We start from the raw sequence: 19,787 nt of genomic DNA, 5'->3' as shown, positions 1-19,787 counted from the left end.
CAACCACCTCACAAAACAAGAAAGGCTATTAAAAATAATACTGACACAGCAAGAGGATAATAATACCTATCTTTTAACTTAACAAAGCCCTTTTCAGCAAACTTTTTCTTCTGTAATTTGTTTATATTCTTAATCAATGGGTCTATATCAAGGTTAGACCTTACTATAAATGCCTCTCCATCTGTTTCTTTTGCAATTTTAACAAGTGTTTCAGGGTTCATCTTTGTTATAACAACCTTGCCGTCTTTATCCTTTTTAAAACCTATTACCTTGCCGTTTATATCTTTAACAGGGATTGGGGCACCTTCTTTTGAACCAATCCCGACAGAGAATATAATTACATTGTTTTCTTTTGCAACCTTAACTCCACTTTCAACTGAATCTCCAAAGTCTTCCCCGTCTGAAAACACTATAATTGTTCTAAAGCCTTTGTCATTTTCAGGGAAGCCCTCCTTAACAACCTTTTCAATTGCTTCCCCTAAATTGGTGCCCTGTTTTGAAATCATATCTGTGTCTATGGAATCAACAAACATTGATACAGCATCGTAATCGTCTGTTAATGGGCATATTATCTGACAACTGCCTGCAAAAACAGCAACGCCAACCCTGTCCCCATTCATTTTTTTAAGCAGGTTAAAAATTACCTGCTTTGTTGCATCAAGCCTTGAGGGCTTAATGTCTGTTGCATTCATTGAGTTTGATACATCAATTAAAAAGAATATATCCCTTCCCCTTCTCTCCCCCTTCTCAAGGGCAACTCCAAAACGAGGGGAAGCAAGGGATAGAATAAGGAAGGTTAAAGATACAAGAAAGAAAAACTTTTTAAAAAACCTTCTATCAAGGGCATATGTTTTAAAGACATCCTTAAGCCCGTTTTCCTTTAAAAATTTCTCCTTCAAAATATACTGAACATAAAAGATTATCGCTATTAACGGCACAGTTACAAGAACATACAGGTATTCTATCCTTCCGAAATTCATTCTTTCACCCTCAATACAATATTATTTAAAAATACATAGGCAAAAAGCAGGATTAAAGCAGTTAAAAGCAATGGATAATACTCGTCTTTCCACACTGTAAACCTTTTAACCTCTATCTTTGTCTTTTCAAGAGAATCAATTATAGAGTAAATTGTCTGTAATTTTTTTGAATCTGTTGCCCTGAAGTACTCTCCACCGGTCATTCTTGAAACCTTGGTAAGCAAAGCCTCGTCAATTTCAACAGGCACTTTAACATAGGTTTCCATACCGAAAGCATTTTTCTGGGGAATTTCAGCAAAACCGTTTGTCCCTATTCCAATTGAATAAATCTTTATCCCCAATTCCTTTGCAAGCTTTGCCGCTGTTAAAGGGTCTATCACTCCCCTGTTGTTTACTCCGTCTGTTAAAAGGATAATCACCTTTGTTTTTGCCTTTGACTTTCTCAACCTGTTTACACCTGTTGCAATTGCCATTCCTATTGCAGTGCCGTCTTCAATTGAGTCTAATTTTGTGTCTTCAATTATCTTTTCAAGCATTCTCTTATCCGTTGTTAAAGGGCACTTTGTAATTGCATACCCTGCAAATGCGATAAATCCTATTCTGTCGTACTTTCTCTTTTTTACAAAGTCAAGGGTTGTCTTTTTTGCAACCTCAAACCTGTTTTTAGGCTTAAAATCAAGCGCCTTCATTGAGGAAGAGGTATCAAGGCAAAGCATAATGTCTATGCCCATTGTCTCCTGTTTTTCATAGCCTTCTCCAATTTGAGGCCTTGCAAGTGCAAAAACCATCAAAACAAGTGCTATAAACGGAAGAAAATAGGTGACTATATACAGGTAATGCTTATAGTTTTTTGGAATTAACTCAATTAAAAATGACGAATAGTTTATTCCTCTGTTTTTTGAAAAAAGCCTTTTGTAAAGTATATAACCTAAATAAATAACAAAAGGCAAAAGGATAAGCACAAGCGGATACTTAAACCTGAACATCTTTTTCTTCCCCTTTTTCTTCTTCTAACTTTAGCCTTTTGCAAATTAAATCTGCAAACTGGTATAAAGTGTTTACCGTTCTGTTTATCTCAGACTGCTCAGGCAAATACTTTGCAAATTTAACTAAATCGCAAATCTCAAAAAAATCTTTAATCAAACTCTCTTCTTCAATCTTTACCTTTCCGTTAATCAATTCAAAAATTTCTTCGCTTGTTTTTGATTCATAATCAAAGTCAAAAACCCTTCCTAAAAACCTTTTTGCAATTTCTGAAAGTTCAACAAAAAACTCTTTTACCCTTCCCTCTTTCAAATAAGTTCTCCCAAGGAGAGACGAGGTAAGTTTTTTAATCTCAATGCAGGGAGACTCAAGTATTTCAGGCTTTTCCTCAACCTTCTTCTCCCTGCCCTTTATCTTTTCAATTAGTTTTTTTAGCAAAAAGTAAAGAATAATTAGAATTAAAATAGCAATTAATGCATATTTTACATACCTTTTCAAATAAGAGTAATCTGGTTTTATGCTTGCCTGTGGCTTTAATGGGTTAATTTTCTTTTTGTTTTCTGGCAGTATAGACTGAACGGTAATTTTAGGAATCTCTTTTTCATATTCCTTCCCGTCAACCTTTACCTTTACCTTGCCTATGCTTATATCTCCCAATTTAAAGGATTGCACGGTAAAGGTAAGGGTTGTTAACTTCATATCTTCAGGAAGTTTCTTTGTCTCTGTCTTATAGTTTTCAACAACAATATCTTTATCCTCGTTTTTTTCAATGTCAAACTCCACTTTCGCCTTTGAGTCTGTTACAACCTTTACCTCAGCTGTGATTTTGTCTCCAATAGAACACTTGTATTTTGTAAGGGATACAGTTATATTGGGCTCTCTCGCTATAGCAAATAAAGAAAACAAAAAAACTATAATCAGCGCCTTCTTTCTCATCTTTTCAACTTCCTCTTTCTCATATTAAAGAATTTGTGGAACGCTTTAAAAATGTCGTCTGAAGTCTCTAAATTCAGGTAATCCATTCCATATTTATTGAAAAGGTTAAAAAGGTATTCATCCCTTAAACGCACGTTTTCTTTAAAAACTTCCCTAACCTTTTTTGATGAAAAATCAACTATAACAGGCTTTTCTCCTTCAAGGGGGAGGAATTTAAAAACCCCCTTAGGCGGGTCTGTCTCAAATTTTGAATATATCCTAACAGGGATTAAATCGTGCTTCATTGATGCAAGGGCGATTTGTTTTTCAAAGTTTCTTGAATGAAAATCAGACACTAAAAAAGCAATTGACTTCTTTTTCTGAACCTTTAAAAAGTATTCAAGTGCGGATTTTATATCTGTTTTTCCATTAGATTCAAGCTCAAGCAAATCCCTTATAATTGCAAGAACCTGTTTGCTTCCCTTTTTGGGAGTTATAAACTTTTCAACCTTGCCTGAAAATGCAATTAAACCAACTCTATCGTTGTTTTCTATTGCTGAAAAGCCTATTAAGGCGCAAATTTCAGCAAGCAATTCCCTCTTTAATTTATTGTTGTTTCCAAAATTCATAGAGGGGGAAATGTCAACAATTAGCATAATTGTCAATTCCCTTTCTTCCTTAAACCTTTTAACGAAGGGGAAATTCATCCTTGCTGTAACATTCCAGTCAATTGTCCTTACATCATCACCGGGGATATACTCCCTTACTTCGGCAAATTCAAGTCCCCTTCCTTTAAATATAGAGTGGTACTCCCCCCCTATCGCTTCATCAACAAGCCTTTTTGTTTTTATTTGAATCCTTCTGACTTTTTTCAGAAGTTCTTCTGCTTTCATAAATTCTCCCAAATTTTCAACAGCAAATTACGGAACTTCAATCTCGTCAAAGATTTTCCTGATTATTGCGTCTGAATCAATTTGCTCAGCCTCAGCCTCGTAAGAAACAATAATTCTATGCCTTAAAACATCAGGGGCAACAGCCTTAATATCTTCGGGAGTTATGTAACCTCTTCTCCTTATTGCAGCAAGCCCCTTTGCTGCTGTAATAAGGGATAAAGTCGCCCTCGGAGATGCGCCGTAATCTATTAAAATCTTTAAATCGTCTAAACCATAATTTTCAGGGTTTCTTGTGCTATCAACAATGTTTACAACATACTTTTTAAGCCTATCGTCAACATAAATCTCTGGAATAATCCCTTTTAACTCCTCAATCTCTTTCAAAGTGCAAACCTTTGATACCTTTATCTCTTTCCCTGTTGTGTACCTTTCAAGAATCTCCAATTCCTCTTCCTTTGATGGATAGGTAATCTTTAATTTAAGCATAAACCTGTCAACCTGTGCCTCAGGCAATGGGTATGTTCCCTCCTGCTCAATTGGGTTCTGGGTTGCCATAACAAGGAAAATGTCAGGAAGCTTGTAGGTGTTATCCCCAACGGTTACCTGCTTTTCCTGCATTGCTTCAAGCAAAGCAGACTGAACCTTTGCAGGTGCCCTGTTAATCTCATCTGCAAGTATAAGATTTGCAAATATAGGGCCTTTTTTTGATGTAAAGGTACCGTCCTTTGGATTGTAAATCTGGGTTCCTGTTAAATCAGCAGGAAGCAAATCAGGGGTAAACTGAATTCTCTTAAAAGAGCAGTCAATCGCGTCAGCAATAGATTTAATTGCAAGGGTTTTAGCAAGGCCAGGTACACCTTCAACAAGTATGTGGCCGCCTGTTAAAATTCCTAAAAGCAGCCTTTCAACCATATACCTCTGTCCAACAATTGCCTTTGAAACCTCACCTAACAAAGCGTCAACAACTGCACTCTTTTCTTTTACCTGCTCGTTAATAGCCTTAATGCCTGTATCCATAAACACACTCCCTATATTAATTTTTCATCTCATATAAATTATGCAATTTTTATGCCTGTTAAAATTATGAAAAAAGATAGGGAAATTATGCCAGATTCAACCTATTGTGCCATTTTTGCATAATCAAACTATGCAAAAATAACATTGAAAAAAATTATGGAAATTTAATTTTTAAAATATCAACTCCCTCAAATTTTCAGGTGAGATTTTTCTCTTTCCGTTTTCAATTTCGTGGACTATTTCAACTATTCTCTCATTAACAGGGGTTTCAAATCCTGTTTCCTTGCCATACCTCACTATAATCCCGTTTATAAAATCAACTTCTGTCTTTCTTCCCCTTTCAAGGCTCTGCAAGCTTGAAGATTTTAAATTTTTATACTTTCTTCCAATAAATTTTATTATTAAGTCTTTATGAAACTTTGATAAACAAAATTTTCCATTTATCTCTCTCTCAGATGCGGCAAGTTTGTGTATTGATACCCCTGAAATTTTTTCAAGCTTTATCCCCTTTTTTTTAGCAACCTCAACCCCTTCGTACAAAATCTTTCTGAATACTTCCCTGAATTCTTTCTTTGAAAGCATCTCTCCCAAAGTTAAACCTGAAACAGCTCCCATTGTTGTAATACAGGCATTAATAAGAAGTTTTGAATACTTTGCACCCCAGATATTCTGAGTTATCCTTGTCTCAATAACACTATCAAGAATTGACTTTAAAACCTTTATCCTTTCTTTAATGCAACCGTTCAATTCACCTATTACAATCTCCCCATGAGAAGTCATTTCAACAAAACCTGGCTGGTGCATTGTTGCTCCAAAACCTATTATTCCCCCAACAAGCTTCTCTTCAGGAACAAATTCAAGAAGATGATTTTCAACAATACCGTTCTGAAAAGAAACTATAAATCCAATTTCACTTAAATAATTTAAAGCCTCTTTTGCTGCATCAATAACATTGGTTGCTTTTGTACAAAGTAGAATTATGTCAAACTTTAAATCTGCCTCTTTAAATGACGAATAAATTCTCGGACAACAGTTTACATTACAGTGAGTTGCCTTCTCCTTTTTGACTCTCAATCCATTCTCTCTTATACTTTTGACTATTTCTTTGTTTTTACTTATCATAACAGGGGCATATTCTCTATCTATTTTTGAAGCAATAACTCCACCCACTGCGCCAATCCCAACAACGGCTATTTTCATAGCATTCCTCCATTTTTTTTAATCTATCTATAATTTACCATACAAAAATCTTTGTCTTTGAAAAAGTTAAAGTGACTTTTATCTTTTTATCTTCCACATAGTTTTTTTGCTAAAATATATTTGTGAAAAAGATTGCTGTTTTTGGTTCAAAGGATAGCCTTGAAGGGCTAAAAAAAATAGAAATTACTGAGACTGATATTGAAATTGCTGGATTTGAAGCGATTAAATTCAAAGAAACAGAATTTGAAATATCAGACTTTTCAAACTTTGACTGGATTTTTTTCGGAAGCAAAAGAGGGGTTGAGTTTTTCTTTAAAAAGATAAACCCTGAAAATATTAAAGGATTAAAAATAGCATGTGTAGGTAAAAAAACAGCAGAAAAATTAAATAAATATGGGATTAAACCTGATTTTATACCCTCAAATTACTCCTCAAAACACTTTTTTAAAGAGTTTTCTGAAAAGTACAATAAAGTGAAAGGGATACTCTTTCCCACCTCTGATTTATCTGAAAATACACTTGAAAATGATTTTAAATCTAAAGGAATTGAATTTAAAAAAATAACTGTTTACAAAACAATTTGTGGAGATTTAAGTTTTTTACCAGATTTTGATGGCTATATCTTTTTAAGCCCATCTTCATTTAAGTGCTTTATTGAAAAAAATCCCTATGATTTTTTAAATAAAAAGATTGTGTGCGCAATAGGAAGTGTCACTGCTGAGGAGATTAAAAAATACGGTATCCCCTGCATTTTCCCGAAAAAATTTAGTTTGAAAGAGGCTTTAAAATTTACTATTTCAAAGTTAGGAGGCTAATATGAAATTCCCTGAATTGAGAGCAAGAAGGTTAAGGAAAAACTCTTTAATTAGAGATATGGTAAGGGAGACAAAGCTATCTGTTGACGACTTTATATACCCTATTTTTGTTATTGAAGGGGAAAATATAAAAAATATGGTGCCCTCAATGGATGGGGTTTACCAGTATTCAATTGACAGGCTTGAAGAAGAAATAAATGAGATTGTTGAATTAGGGATTAAATCAGTAATTCTATTTGGCATCCCAGAACATAAAGACGAATATGGAAGCGAGGCTTACTCAGACGAGGGGATTATCCAAAGGGCAATTAGAAAAATCAAAGAGTTAACAGACAAAGTCTATGTAATTACTGATGTTTGTATGTGCGAATACACATCCCACGGGCATTGCGGGGTAATTGAAAACAACGATGTTGATAATGATAAAACACTTGATTTGCTTGCAAGAGAGGCTATATCCCATGTTAAAGCAGGGGCAGATATGGTTGCGCCATCAGATATGATGGACGGAAGGGTTATGAGAATTAGAAAAGCATTGGATGAAAAAGGGTTCTCTCACATACCCATTATGGCTTACTCTGCAAAGTTTGCATCGGCATTCTATGGGCCTTTCAGGGATGCTGCAGAATCTGCCCCTCAATTTGGAGATAGAAAATCCTATCAAATGGACCCTGCAAACAGGAGAGAGGCTTTAAAAGAGGTGATGCTTGATATTGAAGAAAACGCAGACATAGTTATGGTTAAGCCTGCTTTAGCATACCTTGACATAATTTCAGATGTAAAACAAAATGTGCTTGTACCTGTATGCGCTTATAATGTAAGCGGTGAGTATTCAATGGTTAAGGCCGCAGCAAAAATGGGCTGGATTGACCACGATAAGGTGATGATGGAAATGCTTACCTCAATTAAAAGGGCTGGTGCAGATCTAATAATTACCTATTTTGCAAAAGATGCTGCAAAACTTTTAAAAGAAGATTAAATCAAATAACCTCTCCCCTAACCAGAGTTGGGGAGAGGATTTTTTTAATTTTAACCTTATACTCACTTGAAGGATTAACTTCTTGCTCTACTCTAACCTGAATGTAATTATCGGTTAAAATCAAATCAGGGTATATTGCAATACCAACTCTTTCCTTGTTAAGAAAATTTCTTATAAATTTTTCTCTTTTAGAATCTGAAAGTTGTCTTAACTTTTTAACCCTTTCCTTCTTGATTTTTTCATCAACCTGCCCTTCCATTGAATAGGCATCTGTGCCAATCCTTGGAGAAAATGGAAAAACATGAAGGTAATCAAGTGGAATTGTTTTTACAAAGTTGTAACTTTCATTAAAATCATCCTCTGATTCTTTAGGAAACCCAACTATAATGTCAGCCCCAATACAGCAATCATTTACCTTTTCCTTTATCTTCTCAACAGTTTCTGCAAACTGGCGTATGGTGTACCTTCTTCTCATAAGTTTTAAAATTTTGTCGCTTCCGCTTTGCAATGGTATGTGGAAATGAGGCTGAATTGTTTTTGAATTTGCAAAAAAGTCTATTAAATCATTATCAATCTCATTTGAATCAAGGGAAGAAATCCTTATTTTTATTTTCCCCCCAAATCTCTTTTCAATTTCCTCAAGCAAATTTAATATTGTTTTCTTAGGGGAAAAATCATGCCCCCACAACCCAAGGTGAATTCCGGTAAGCACAACCTCCTTTTTCTCATGATTAACAAAAAATTCAATCTGTTCTAAAATCTTTTCCGTTTCAACACTTACACTTTTCCCCCTGAATTTAGGGACAATGCAGTATGCACACTTTAAGTCACAGCCGTTTTGAATATAGATTAAAGGCCTAGCGTGTTTTTGCTGGCTTAAGGGGAAAAAGGGAAGGTTTTTAATTTCTGGGATATTAAACTTATCCTTACCCTTTAAAAATTTAGTTTTCTCGTAATCTTTAGGTTCAACAAAACAACCTATAAAGTACTTTTTTGCATCTGGATTTTTTCTTATTAAATTTCTCAATGTATAAAAGGCTTCTTTCTCAGCCTTATTTGTAACTCCACAGGAATTTACAATAATAATATCTGCCTCTAAAACATTGTCAGTTTCAAAATAGCCTGATAATGTTAAGCCTTCCCTGATTTTTTCTGAATCAAATTGATTCAGTTTGCAACCAAATGTTTTTATATAAAACTTACTCATTTAAAAACTTTTCTAACTTTTCGTGAACCTTTTTTTCCCTCTCAACAACAACTCTTTCAAAATCTTTTCTAAAATTCTCCAACCTTTCACTTAAATCCTTATCGCTTAACGCAAGCATTTGAATTGCATAAAGAGCTGCATTCTTTGCCCCAGCCTTCCCTATTGCCATTGTGCCAACAGGTATTCCTGATGGCATTTGCAATGTTGAATAAAGGGCATCAATACCGTTTAGAGAAGATGAGTTAATGGGAACACCAATTACAGGTATAGTTGTTTTTGCAGCAATTACCCCTGCAAGGTGTGCAGCCATTCCAGCACCAACAATTAAAACCTTTAATCCCCTTTTCTTTGCACTTTTTGCATACTCTAATGTTCTTTCAGGGGTTCTGTGGGCAGAGGTCACCACAACCTCAAAAGGCACTCCAAAATCCTTTAAAACCTTTGCACTCTCTTTCATTATTTCAAAATCTGAATCACTTCCCATTAAAATTCCAACAATTGGATTACTCATTTAATACGCTCCTTATGTTTTTTCACAGGGATATATTACCTGTTTTTCTTTTTCTATCAAGTGTAATTTGAAAAAAAAACCTTATTCTGTTATAGTTTTTTTGCTATGGAATTTTTTATACCTGCAGATGAAGAACACATTAAAAGAGAAAAACAAAAGGCAAGGGAATTAAGAAAATCCCAGTGGTGGAAGAGAAAAAAAGCAAATGGTGTTTGCTATTATTGTGGGAAAAAGTTTCACCCTTCTGAATTGACAATGGACCATATTGTGCCTATTTCAAGGGGAGGAAAAACCACCAAAGGAAATGTTGTTCCCTGCTGTAAAGAGTGTAACAACAAAAAAAAATATATGCTGCCTCTTGAATGGCAGGAGTATCTGGAAAAATTAAAAAATGACAAAACGGAATAAATATATTCTTATCATCATTTTATTTGGCTTTTTTTCTTTCCTTTTCTTTGAAACAAAAGTTCCATTTACAGAAACATCAGACGCAAGGTATTCAGAGATTGCCTATGAGACCCTCGTTTACAATCACTATCTTATACCAACTCAAAACAGGATAATCCACATTACAAAACCGCCATTGACATACTGGCTTACAGCTTTAGGATTTAAAATTTTCGGAGTAAATGAGTTTGGGGGAAGGTTTTTTTCTGGAATTTGTGGAATTCTATCTGCTATTTTAGTTTTTTTTATCTCTTTAAAATTATTTAAAAACGAAGATATTGCCTTACTTTCAGGGATAATTTTTGAAACAACACCGCTAATTATAGGCGCATCAAGAATTGTGACAACAGATATTTTCCTCTTGACAACAATGCTTTTTTCAATTTATTACTTTCTTGAATTTGAAGAAAATGAGAACAATAAAAGCCTGTATCTCTTCTGGATGTGGTTAGGGATTAGCGGTTTTGTAAAAGGGCCATTAGGATACTTGCAGGTTTTACCTGTTGTTCTAATTTACCTTACAATAACAAAACAAAAAGAAAAGATAAAAAAACTATTCAAACCAATTCCTGTTTTAATTTCTTTGATAATTGCAACCTGGTGGTTTGTTTATATCTTTGCAAAAATACCCAATTCTATTGATTACCTTTTAGGCAAACAATTTGCGTCAAGGCTAACCTCTAAAGGATTTGGACACCCAAAGTCTTTTTATTACTACTTTGAAGGCTTGCTTTACTTTGCATACCCCTGGATTTTTGGAATAATCTTTTCAATTAAAACTGTGTTAAACGACTTAAAAAACAAAAATGAATTTAAATTTCTTGCAATAATGTTTTTATTTCCAATTCTTTTTTTCTCAATCCCTGTAAGCAAACTTTCTCTTTACATACTTTTATCTCTTGCTGCTTTATCAATCATGGTTTCTTATGTTCTTTTAGAAAAAGAAAAATGTAGCCTTTTTATTCTCTCTGCTATATTTGAAATAACAATAGTAGTTGTTGCACTTAAAAAACATTTAATAAGTTTTAACTTCCCCTTCTCTCTTTTAGTTCTATTTCTCATAGCATTTAACCTGTTTATCCCCTTTTTAAAGACAAACAAAATTCGCAGTATATTTGCTGGAATAAAGATTATCTCAATTCTGCTTATTATCCTTTACACAATCTCTCTTTCACCTGAAAAATACCTCTTCACTATGAAAACAACTGCTAAATTTATAAATAAATTGCCTGAAAAACCGAAAAAGGTTTACCTTGTCGGATTTAATTCAAGGAGTTTCATCCTTTATACAAAAATACACCCGATTGAAACAAGGTTTGACAAAGAGTTTATTTACTCTGACCCTGAAACCAAAAAACTATTAATTCACATCAATGAGTTAAAAAAGAGATGGCAAATAGAAAAGGATTCACTTATTGTTGTGAGAAATAGAGATGCTGAGAAGTATTTAAAAGAGTTTAGTGGCTCAAAAATAATCTTCAAAGACAATAGATTTTCAGTTTTATCCCATAGAAAATAAAAGATAAAAAATATTTTTAATTTTTCATTAAAAAAATGAAACAATTTCAACTGTATTACTATATTAATACAGTAGAACGGTTTGGAGGTAATTATGATGGTGATAAGCATTAATCAACAAAGCCGAATCCCCGTATTTAAACAGGTTACTGAAGAGATTAAGTTAAAAATAGCCTCAGGGGATTTGCGAAAGGGGGAGAAGCTTCCCTCTGTCAGGGAATTGGCAGTTTCTTTGGGAGTTAACCCAAACACTATTATGAAATCTTACAAAGAACTTGAAAGGGAGGGATTTGTGGAAACAAAAGCAGGAAAAGGAGTATTTATTAAAGAAAACCTTTCTGATTTAACCGTAAATAACCTAAAAAAGGAAATCCTTTTCAGAAAAATAGACGAAATGGTTAAAACCGCAAAGATGCTAAACATAGAAAAAGAAGAAATAATCAGTGAAATAAATAAAAGGTATTAGGAGGAAATATGCCGCTTTTAAAGATTGAAAACCTAACGAAAAGTTACCCTGTAAACTTTTTTAAGTCAAAAACGGTTATAGAAAATCTATCCCTTGAAATTGAAAAGGGGAAGGTCTATGCCCTCTTAGGAAGAAACGGGGCTGGGAAAACAACACTATTAAACTGTGTCCTTGGGCTAATTAATTACAAAGGAAGGATTTTTTACAAAGACACAGAATTAAACAGAAAAACAATAAAACAGGCTTTAAAAACAATTACAAGCGCTCCATCCCCAATTGAGATGTTTCCCAACCTCTCTTTAAACCAATACCTTCCCTCTTACAGAATGCTTTATTCTAACTGGGATAATGAATTGTTAAAAAAGATTAAAGAATTTACAGAGTTTGACTGGGATAAACCTTTTAAATCACTCTCAAACGGCCAGAAAATGCAGGCTTTACAGGTACTTACCCTTTGCCCATCACCTGATTTGATAATACTTGATGAACCTCTTGGAGTTACAGACCCTGTTGTAAGAAAATATTTTTACAGAACCTTAATAGACATTATTGCGGAAAAGGAAACCACTTTAATAATTGCCACTCACCTAATTAATGAAATTGAAAACCTGTTTGACACTGCAATTATTATGAAAAACGGGAAGATTGTAATGCAGGAGTCGATGGACAAACTGCAAACCAGATACAAGAAATTCACCCTTGAAAAAATGCCTGATACAAAGATTGAGGGAGAAATTGGAAGGTTTTTAGGGGAAAAGGCACTTTTAAGTGAAAATACTGAAAAAACAAGTGAAGATTTAAAACAGTTAGGGATAAAACACCTGATAGCAAACCCAACTATTGAAGATATCTTTGAAATATTTGCATAAAAGGAGGAGAAAATGTTAGCCGTAATGAGATTATATTTAATTAAATACAAAAAGTTCCCACTTTTAATCACCGGTATATTTACAATTATGTTGCTATGGGCAATGGTAATAAAAATTTTAGTTGAACCTGGAAGCCCTATTAATGCTCAGATGGATTTACATCTTACAAACATTGCCCTGTTTGTATTTGTAATTTTAGCTTTAATTAAAAGAGAATCTATGAATAAAGGCGGTTTTTTAGTAAGGTTGCCTGTCTCCGATAGGGAAATTGTTTTAGCAAACATACTGTCGATTGCAATTATTTCTGTAATTACAATAGCCCTTACATTATTAACTTTGAGTGTGATTTTGGGATTTTTTAAAGCGGCAGGGTACCGTGTAATTATAAGTTATGAAAGGTTTCAACCAGAACAACTCTGGAGTTTTGTATACATGATTATGTATTTTGGAGTAATTTTTTCAACTTACACCTTTATCCTTCAATTTAAAGGAAGAAGCCAGGCGAAGTGGATAATGATAGGAGTCCCGGTTATTCTATTGTTCTTAATACCAACAGTTTTAGCTTTTGTAACACACTCAACCCAGATTGTAATAACAAAAGAAATAATTAAAAACATAATGGCTAATCCATTTTTAAACGGATTAGGTAAAATATTTTCTTATGCCTGGAAAATCAGGCTTGTTTTAGGATTTATTCTAATATTTGTCCTTTACAGGATAAGATACTTAAAAGAAATTTAAAAAGGGGGGATAATCCCCCCATTCTTTTAGAAAGCCTTATACCTTACACCAATATAATACACAGCCCCCAATGTACCATATCCATAAACATACTCGTAATCTTCATCAAAAATATTGTGGCCTTTTAGATAAATCTCAAGTTTTTTGTTTAAATTGTAACCAATCCTTGCGTCAACAACAGTGAAACTGTCAAGTTTTACCTCTTTAAAATTTAAGAAATCAAAGGATGTTCTGTCATCATAGTAAAGTGCAGTTAAATTACAATTCCATTGATTGTATTTGTAAGTTATCCCAAAATTCATTGTTGCTTCAGGCCTGTTGTAAAAATATGCTTGATTATCAGACGAATAAGAGATATTTGTAAATCCAAAAAACCAGGAAAAACTCTTTCCCGCATACTTAAATGTTGTTTCCATTCCCTTTGTTTCAGCCTCCTCTCCGTTTGCATAGCGATATGTTGTCATATCAAAGTAAATTAAGTCTTTGTACTTGTCGTAAAAATACCCTATTGTAAAAACCATTTTCCCTTCAAGAAGCCTTTTTTCAAAAAATGCCTCGTAATTATCTGATGTTTCAGCCTTTAAATCCTTATTTCCATACATATCAGAGTACAATTGAAAAAGGGAAGGTGCTTTAAAGCCGTTGCCACCGTTTACTTTGAAAACAAGGGTTTCTGTTAAAGGAACCACAAAACCTAAATTAAAGGTTCCCTTGCTTCCAAATTCATCGTGGTCATCGTACCTTGCACCTATATTTAGAGTAAAAAACTTAAACTTTGAAATTAAATTTAAATACGCACTGTTTGTATCAACAGACTTTTCAGGGAAGATACTCTCATAAGCACCCCAGGAAGACTCTGAATAATAGTAAGAATGCCCCTTCTCTTCTGTTGTCTCCAATCCAAAAGAAATTGAATTTTTGTCTGAAAGCTTTAAAAATGTGTGTAAATTGAAGCGATTAAATTCCCCCTTATAATTTGAATTTACAACAGGGGGAAAATTCTCATCAGGATTAGAGTAATCCCTTTCAATACTTGTATAGTAATACCCAAACCTTGTGTAACCGTCAAAACCGAAAGGATTGTTATACTTCCATTCAAACTTTCCGTAATAATCTGTTCTATCCCCTGTATATGAAGGATTATCTCCAAACTCGCCACCAAAATTGTCAAGGTCTGAATCTGTATCAATATAAATCAAAGAAGCAGTCAATTCATTTTTTCCAAAACTATACTTTAACCCACCGTTAATTGTTGCATTTGTATAGCTATCACTTTCTGTGTTTCCCATTTTTTCATCTGCTGCGGAAATTCCGTCTGTATCAAAAAATGAGCCCTTCATCCAGTAAAATAATTTACCCTGTTTATTCTGGAAATTTATCCCCCCAGATGTTGTTGACTTTGAACCTCCCTCAAAAAAACCGTTCAAGGTTCTCTTACCAGAAACTGTAATTATGTTTATAACACCAGCCATAGCATCTGAGCCGTAAACGGCACTTTCACTTCCGTAAACAATTTCAATTCTCTCAATATCTGATGCAAGAATTGTTGATAAATCAGCGCTCCTTCCAGGGTTCATTGGGTCATTAATTTTAATACCGTCAATCATAACAATTGTATGGTTTGGAGAAGCCCCTCTTAAATAAACAGAGACAGGAGAGCCATAACCACCGTTAGAAGCAATAATTACACCAGGAACATTCTTCAATGCATCAATTGCCGTAATCGCACCGCTTTCTTCAATCTCCTTTTTAGTTACAACTTTAACATTTTTTGCAATATCCTTCTTCTTTGTCTTCTCCTTTGTGGCTGTCACAACAACACTTTCCTTAATCTCATAATAATTCCCTGCTGCAAACGCCGTAACAACAAAAAAAACAATAAAAAACGATAGAAAACCTCTTTTCATACACTCCTCCTTTTTATTTTTTTTTCAGGATTAAATTTTATGCGGGATAATTTACAATCACCGCTAAGCCTCCGTTAGCATTTGCAGTCAGGCAGGTCTTCTGACTCCCGGATCAACCTTCCAGCCGCCTTCCCATCCCGACTTCGTCGGAACAGTGGCATAATGGCCTTCAGTCCCCGGTTACAGCGGCGGGCCCGTTCCCGATTTTCACGGGATTCCCTTTTAATCCTTAAAGGAACCTGACCGATATGGTTAATATATAAAGAACTTTTTAAATGGTGTGCCCAGAGGGACTTGAACCCCCAACCTCCCCGATTGTATCGGGGTGCTCTATCCAGTTGAGCTTTTACTTCATACCTTCAAAGAACTAAATGCCTCTTACCAAACAAATGGTGTGCCCAGAGGGACTTGAACCCCCAACCTTCTGGTTCGTAGCCAGATGCTCTATCCAGTTGAGCTATGGGCACACGCAAAAAATAGTTTAATTTGAATTAAACAACTTGTCAACCAATGACACAAAATCTTTAAACAAATAGATTGCAATTATATTTTAAACTCACCTCTTATTTCTTATAATTTTTATCGCTGAAAAAAAATCTCAGAAATGCAATTTGTAAGGGACTTGAACCCCCAACCTCCCCGATTGTATCGGGGTGCTCTATCCAGTTGAGCTATGGGCACACGCAAAAAATAGTTTAATTTGATTTAAACAACTTGTCAACCAATGACACAAAAACTCTATCCAAATAAATTGCATTTGTCGGTAAAGCCAACCTATTGTACCATCTAATTTTTGTTGGTTTTAAAAAGGTTACTTGAATCACTAAAGTTAATAATTTTATAAAAAACAAAATCAAGCCCCGAGATTTCGGGGCTTTTATTTTCGTCCCCTTTTTCAGGGAAAGGGGAAGGGAAAAAGGGGACAGGGGAAAGCTGGCGAAATCCTTTTGTTTTTAGTTATTAAAGAGTTAAGAATGGTTTTATTTTTTCAAATGTTTTTTTACCAATTCCCTTTACTAACATTAAGTCTTCAAGTTTCTTGAATTTTCCATTTTTCTTCCTAAACTCAACAATTGCCTTTGCCTTTTTAGGCCCAATGCCTTTAAGTTTTATCAACTGGTCAACAGAGGCAGTGTTGATGTTAATCTTTTCAACCTTGTTTACGGTTTTTACCCTGTTTGTTGCCTTTCCTGAATTTGCCATAGCAGGCATATTGAACCCAAAGCCCAAAGTAATTATCAGGATTAAGATTGATAAGTATTTCATTTGAACCTCCCTGAAAAAGTATTCGCTTATTTATAAAGCAATTAAAATGCCAGATTTTTAATTTTGTATTTTGTTGAAAATTATGGAATAAAAAAACTATAAGGTATTTTTAAAGGTAAAATTATCTTTACACTGCAAAATATTTTTTACGAAAAAGAGGAAAACTGGGTTAAACAAAGTTTAATTGAAAAAATTAGTGTAATGTTTTCATATTTAAGGGAAAAATTGATGAATAATATAAAAAAACTTGATACTTCCGATTATTTCATTCCTGTATAGAAAGTTGTTAATTTTTCCTTTTCTATTGAAAACTTTTTATAAAACCTATCAAGAAAAATATCTTTGTTTTTTTCAGGATGTTGCACAACTCCACCGCCTGTTTTATTGTGTCCACCGCCACTTCCTATTCCCTCTGCTAATTCATAGGAAACTTTCCCTAAAGTTTTCCCTCTCTTCTTTGTTCTTATTGAAAAATAAAGCATGTCTTTAAAAACTCCATAAACAAGGACAAGGGATACCCCCTCCATTCTCAAAAAGTAATCAGCCATTTCCCCTGTCATATCGGGAACAAAGGCTTCACCAAGGTCTGCAATCAATATATCTTTAAAAATTCTTGCAGAAGTTATTGCATCAGCAAAATCAAAGAAATACTCTTTTGGAAGTTCAGGGTATTCAATTTTGTGAAGTTTTTTGTAATCAACATTTAAAAACAATTTTTTGTAATATTTTTCGTCAAGGGAAGAATAATCCCTCAACAATCCGTCAGTATCTGTTTTAATCCCGTAAAAAAGTGCAGTGGCAAGATTTTCAGGCACTTCTATTTCAAATTCTTCAAGGTATTGGCAGACAATTGCAGCAGTGCTTCCAACATTCTCCCTTATATCAATCAAATCCCCTTTATTTTCTGCACCCTCTTCAAAATGATGGTCAATGACTATAAGCACTTTTTTATATGTCGGCAAGCAATTGTTTTTCTTTCCCGGTTGAGTGTCAACAAGGCAAAAGTAATCAAATTTTTTTAGATAATCTTTTCTCGCCTTTTTTATTGGGATATCAAGCAAATCAACCATTATGCGGTTGTTAATCCTTCCTATTATTCCATCGTAATAAATGGTTGCTTCTATACCTGCAGTTTCTTTAAAAAAATACCAGAGCCCATAAGCGCTTGCTATTGCATCAGGGTCAGGGTTTGTGTGGGTTAAAATGCATATTTTCTTTTTTTTATCTTTAACTTTTTCAATAACACTTGTTAACTCGTCTTTCAAACTCATACAAAAATTTTATCAGACTGAAAACTCAAAACAAGTTATAATTATTTTGAGGTAAAAATGGCAAATATAAAAATTCTTCCCGATAGAGTGGTTAATAAAATTGCAGCAGGTGAAGTTGTTGAGAGGCCTGAATCTGTTGTAAAAGAGTTAATTGAAAACTCTATTGACGCAAAAGCTGACACAATTAAGGTATTCCTGAAAAAAAGCGGAAAAAGGGAAATCAAGGTTATAGATAATGGGATTGGTATGTCTTATGACGACGCATTACTTGCGTTTGAAAGGCATGCCACAAGTAAGATTGAAGATGTGAAAGACATAGAGAATATATGCACACTTGGATTCAGGGGAGAAGCCTTACCATCTATAGCAAGCGTTTCAAAGGTAATTTTAAAAACTGCTAAAACGAATGAAAATGAGGGAACAATTATAAGAATTGAAGGAGGGATTCTAAAAAAAGTTGAAAAAGCAGCTTTGCCTTCAGGCACTGAAATAACAGTCTCAAGCCTTTTTTTCAATACCCCTGCAAGAAAAAAGTTTCTAAAATCTGACGAAACAGAGCTTTCAAGGATTGTAAGGCTTGTAAATTCCTATGTACTTGCAAATCCCCATACTGCATTTTATCTATCAAATGACGGCAAAAATTTACTGTCTTTTTCATCCTTTGAAAACCTTGAAACAAGGATAAAAAAAATTTTAGGGAGTGATTTTTTATCTTTTAAAATAGATTATCCACACCTGAAAGTTGAAGTTTTTTTGCTTCCCCCTGAAAAAGCACTAAAATCCCCTATAAAACAATACTTTTTGCTGAACGGCAGGTTTGTAAGGGACAAAACTATAAGCCAGAGTGTTTACAATGCATTTAAAAGTGTTACTTCCTTTTTTGAAGGTTACCCTCAAGGTGTTATAAAACTTCAAATATTGCCCGAACTTGTTGATGTCAATGTTCATCCATCAAAGCTTGAAGTAAGGTTTAGAAATCAAAACGAAGTCTATTCAACAATAAAAGAAGCCTGCATAAAAGCCCTTGAAAACAGGGAAAAACCTTCAAAAATTACAGTTACCGAAGACTCATTAAGGTTTTTTACAAAAGATAAATACTCTTTTGAGGAAGAAAATAGATATAACTTGCAAGAATCAGGGATAGAATACAAAACAGAAACTCAAAATTATATGGAACATATTGAAAAAAATAATTTTCTACCTTTTGAAAAAAAATCCCATGGATTTAGAGTTTTAGGACAGTTTCAGGCATCGTATATAATTGCAGAAAAAGATAACTCCCTTTATATTATTGACCAGCATGTTGTTCATGAAAGGATACTATATGAAAAGGCACTTAAAATGATAAATAACAATAAAATAGAGATGCAACCTCTTTTAATTCCTGTTTCAGTTAATACAGGCAATGAAAATAAAGAATTGCTTGAAAAAAACAGGGATTTAATTGAAAAAAGCGGTTTTAAATTTGAATTTATTGACAATTCATCAGTTAAAATAACCGCTTACCCTATATTTTTAAAACAAAGAGACATTGAACCTTCATTTCTTGAATTGTTAGGTTTGATTATTGAAGAAAAGGAAAGAGACAGAAAAGAGTTATTTAAAGACATTGCAGCAACAATAGGATGTAAAAATGCAATAAAAGCAAACACTCCTTTAACTTTTGCGGAAATTGATTCTTTATTAACCCAACTGTTTGAGTGCGAAAACCCATACTATTGCCCTCACGGAAGGCCAATCCTTATAAGACTAACCCTTGACGATATTGAAAAACTATTCAAGAGAAAATAAAAGCCCCGAA

The 19,787-nt window shown here is 34.0% G+C and carries 19 protein-coding genes, 2 tRNA genes and 1 riboswitch; of the genes, 8 read left to right on the top strand and 13 right to left on the bottom strand.

Annotated elements, in window-relative coordinates:
- Positions 1–8: 8 nt before the first annotated feature.
- From TTHT_RS03370 to TTHT_RS03345, 6 genes are all read right to left on the bottom strand, one after another.
- Positions 9–980, bottom strand: coding sequence for a VWA domain-containing protein (locus TTHT_RS03370; RefSeq protein ID WP_201328631.1), 972 nt, complete (start codon positions 978–980; stop codon positions 9–11).
- The gene (locus TTHT_RS03365) at positions 977–1,966 is read right to left on the bottom strand and encodes a vWA domain-containing protein (RefSeq protein ID WP_201328630.1); all 990 of its coding nucleotides are present in this window, start codon (positions 1,964–1,966) and stop codon (positions 977–979) included. Before TTHT_RS03365 ends, TTHT_RS03370 begins: the two co-directional genes overlap by 4 nt.
- Positions 1,953–2,900, bottom strand: coding sequence for a hypothetical protein (locus TTHT_RS03360; RefSeq protein WP_201328629.1), 948 nt, complete (start codon positions 2,898–2,900; stop codon positions 1,953–1,955). The genes TTHT_RS03365 and TTHT_RS03360 overlap by 14 nt, the downstream gene beginning before the upstream one ends.
- Positions 2,897–3,772, bottom strand: coding sequence for a DUF58 domain-containing protein (locus tag TTHT_RS03355; RefSeq protein WP_201328628.1), 876 nt, complete (start codon positions 3,770–3,772; stop codon positions 2,897–2,899). The genes TTHT_RS03360 and TTHT_RS03355 overlap by 4 nt, the downstream gene beginning before the upstream one ends.
- A gap of 27 nt (positions 3,773–3,799) precedes the next feature.
- Entirely contained in the window at positions 3,800–4,789 is a 990-nt protein-coding gene (locus tag TTHT_RS03350) for an AAA family ATPase (RefSeq protein WP_201328627.1), read from the bottom strand.
- Between the two features lie 171 nt (positions 4,790–4,960).
- The gene (locus tag TTHT_RS03345) at positions 4,961–5,989 is read right to left on the bottom strand and encodes a ketopantoate reductase family protein (protein ID WP_201328626.1); all 1,029 of its coding nucleotides are present in this window, start codon (positions 5,987–5,989) and stop codon (positions 4,961–4,963) included.
- Positions 5,990–6,111: 122 nt separating this feature from the next.
- Between TTHT_RS03345 and TTHT_RS03340 the strand changes: the two genes are divergently transcribed.
- Both TTHT_RS03340 and hemB read left to right on the top strand, forming a co-directional pair.
- Positions 6,112–6,804 (top strand): uroporphyrinogen-III synthase, encoded by a 693-nt coding sequence (locus TTHT_RS03340; RefSeq protein ID WP_201328625.1) that lies wholly within the window; start codon positions 6,112–6,114, stop codon positions 6,802–6,804.
- Between the two features lies 1 nt (position 6,805).
- Positions 6,806–7,783: a porphobilinogen synthase gene (gene hemB / locus TTHT_RS03335; protein ID WP_201328624.1), complete on the top strand. Its 978-nt coding sequence runs from the start codon at positions 6,806–6,808 to the stop codon at positions 7,781–7,783.
- 1 nt (position 7,784) lies between these two features.
- Here hemB and TTHT_RS03330 read toward each other — a convergent pair whose 3' ends face one another.
- Positions 7,785–8,990 carry a MiaB/RimO family radical SAM methylthiotransferase gene (locus TTHT_RS03330; protein ID WP_201328623.1) on the bottom strand — a complete coding sequence of 402 codons (1,206 nt, stop codon included), beginning with the start codon at positions 8,988–8,990 and terminating at the stop codon, positions 7,785–7,787.
- Positions 8,983–9,501 carry a 5-(carboxyamino)imidazole ribonucleotide mutase gene (gene purE, locus TTHT_RS03325; protein WP_201328622.1) on the bottom strand — a complete coding sequence of 173 codons (519 nt, stop codon included), beginning with the start codon at positions 9,499–9,501 and terminating at the stop codon, positions 8,983–8,985. Before purE ends, TTHT_RS03330 begins: the two co-directional genes overlap by 8 nt.
- Before the next feature lie 105 nt (positions 9,502–9,606).
- Here purE and TTHT_RS03320 point away from each other — a divergent pair, with 105 nt between their 5' ends.
- From TTHT_RS03320 to TTHT_RS03300, 5 genes are all read left to right on the top strand, one after another.
- Positions 9,607–9,909 (top strand): HNH endonuclease, encoded by a 303-nt coding sequence (locus TTHT_RS03320; protein ID WP_201328621.1) that lies wholly within the window; start codon positions 9,607–9,609, stop codon positions 9,907–9,909.
- Positions 9,893–11,467, top strand: coding sequence for an ArnT family glycosyltransferase (locus TTHT_RS03315; protein WP_201328620.1), 1,575 nt, complete (start codon positions 9,893–9,895; stop codon positions 11,465–11,467). Before TTHT_RS03320 ends, TTHT_RS03315 begins: the two co-directional genes overlap by 17 nt.
- A gap of 93 nt (positions 11,468–11,560) precedes the next feature.
- Positions 11,561–11,932 carry a GntR family transcriptional regulator gene (locus TTHT_RS03310; protein ID WP_201328619.1) on the top strand — a complete coding sequence of 124 codons (372 nt, stop codon included), beginning with the start codon at positions 11,561–11,563 and terminating at the stop codon, positions 11,930–11,932.
- A gap of 8 nt (positions 11,933–11,940) precedes the next feature.
- Positions 11,941–12,801, top strand: a complete 861-nt coding sequence (locus TTHT_RS03305) for an ATP-binding cassette domain-containing protein (protein WP_201328618.1) — start codon at positions 11,941–11,943, stop codon at positions 12,799–12,801.
- A 12-nt stretch (positions 12,802–12,813) separates the two neighbouring features.
- Positions 12,814–13,542: a hypothetical protein gene (locus TTHT_RS03300; protein ID WP_201328617.1), complete on the top strand. Its 729-nt coding sequence runs from the start codon at positions 12,814–12,816 to the stop codon at positions 13,540–13,542.
- A gap of 26 nt (positions 13,543–13,568) precedes the next feature.
- Here the strand turns inward: TTHT_RS03300 and TTHT_RS03295 are convergent, their stop codons facing one another.
- The 5 genes from TTHT_RS03295 to TTHT_RS03275 form a co-directional block, all read right to left on the bottom strand.
- A complete protein-coding gene (locus TTHT_RS03295; RefSeq protein WP_201328616.1) occupies positions 13,569–15,449 on the bottom strand; it encodes a TonB-dependent receptor plug domain-containing protein in 1,881 nt (626 codons plus the stop codon).
- Positions 15,450–15,522: 73 nt separating this feature from the next.
- Positions 15,523–15,707: riboswitch (cobalamin riboswitch) on the bottom strand.
- Between the two features lie 132 nt (positions 15,708–15,839).
- A tRNA-Arg gene (locus tag TTHT_RS03290) sits at positions 15,840–15,916 on the bottom strand.
- A gap of 147 nt (positions 15,917–16,063) precedes the next feature.
- Positions 16,064–16,122 (bottom strand) — tRNA-Cys (locus TTHT_RS03285).
- 287 nt (positions 16,123–16,409) lie between these two features.
- Positions 16,410–16,715: a ComEA family DNA-binding protein gene (locus TTHT_RS03280; RefSeq protein ID WP_201328615.1), complete on the bottom strand. Its 306-nt coding sequence runs from the start codon at positions 16,713–16,715 to the stop codon at positions 16,410–16,412.
- A 260-nt stretch (positions 16,716–16,975) separates the two neighbouring features.
- Complete coding sequence (locus TTHT_RS03275; protein ID WP_201328614.1) at positions 16,976–17,986, bottom strand: DHH family phosphoesterase; 1,011 nt, start codon at positions 17,984–17,986, stop codon at positions 16,976–16,978.
- 57 nt (positions 17,987–18,043) lie between these two features.
- Between TTHT_RS03275 and mutL the strand changes: the two genes are divergently transcribed.
- Entirely contained in the window at positions 18,044–19,777 is a 1,734-nt protein-coding gene (gene mutL / locus TTHT_RS03270) for a DNA mismatch repair endonuclease MutL (RefSeq protein ID WP_201328613.1), read from the top strand.
- The last annotated feature ends 10 nt before the right edge of the window (positions 19,778–19,787 follow it).

Source organism: Thermotomaculum hydrothermale, assembly GCF_016592575.1.
GTDB classification, from domain to species: domain Bacteria; phylum Acidobacteriota; class Holophagae; order Thermotomaculales; family Thermotomaculaceae; genus Thermotomaculum; species Thermotomaculum hydrothermale.
This window is presented reverse-complemented; position numbering and strand designations above follow the sequence as displayed.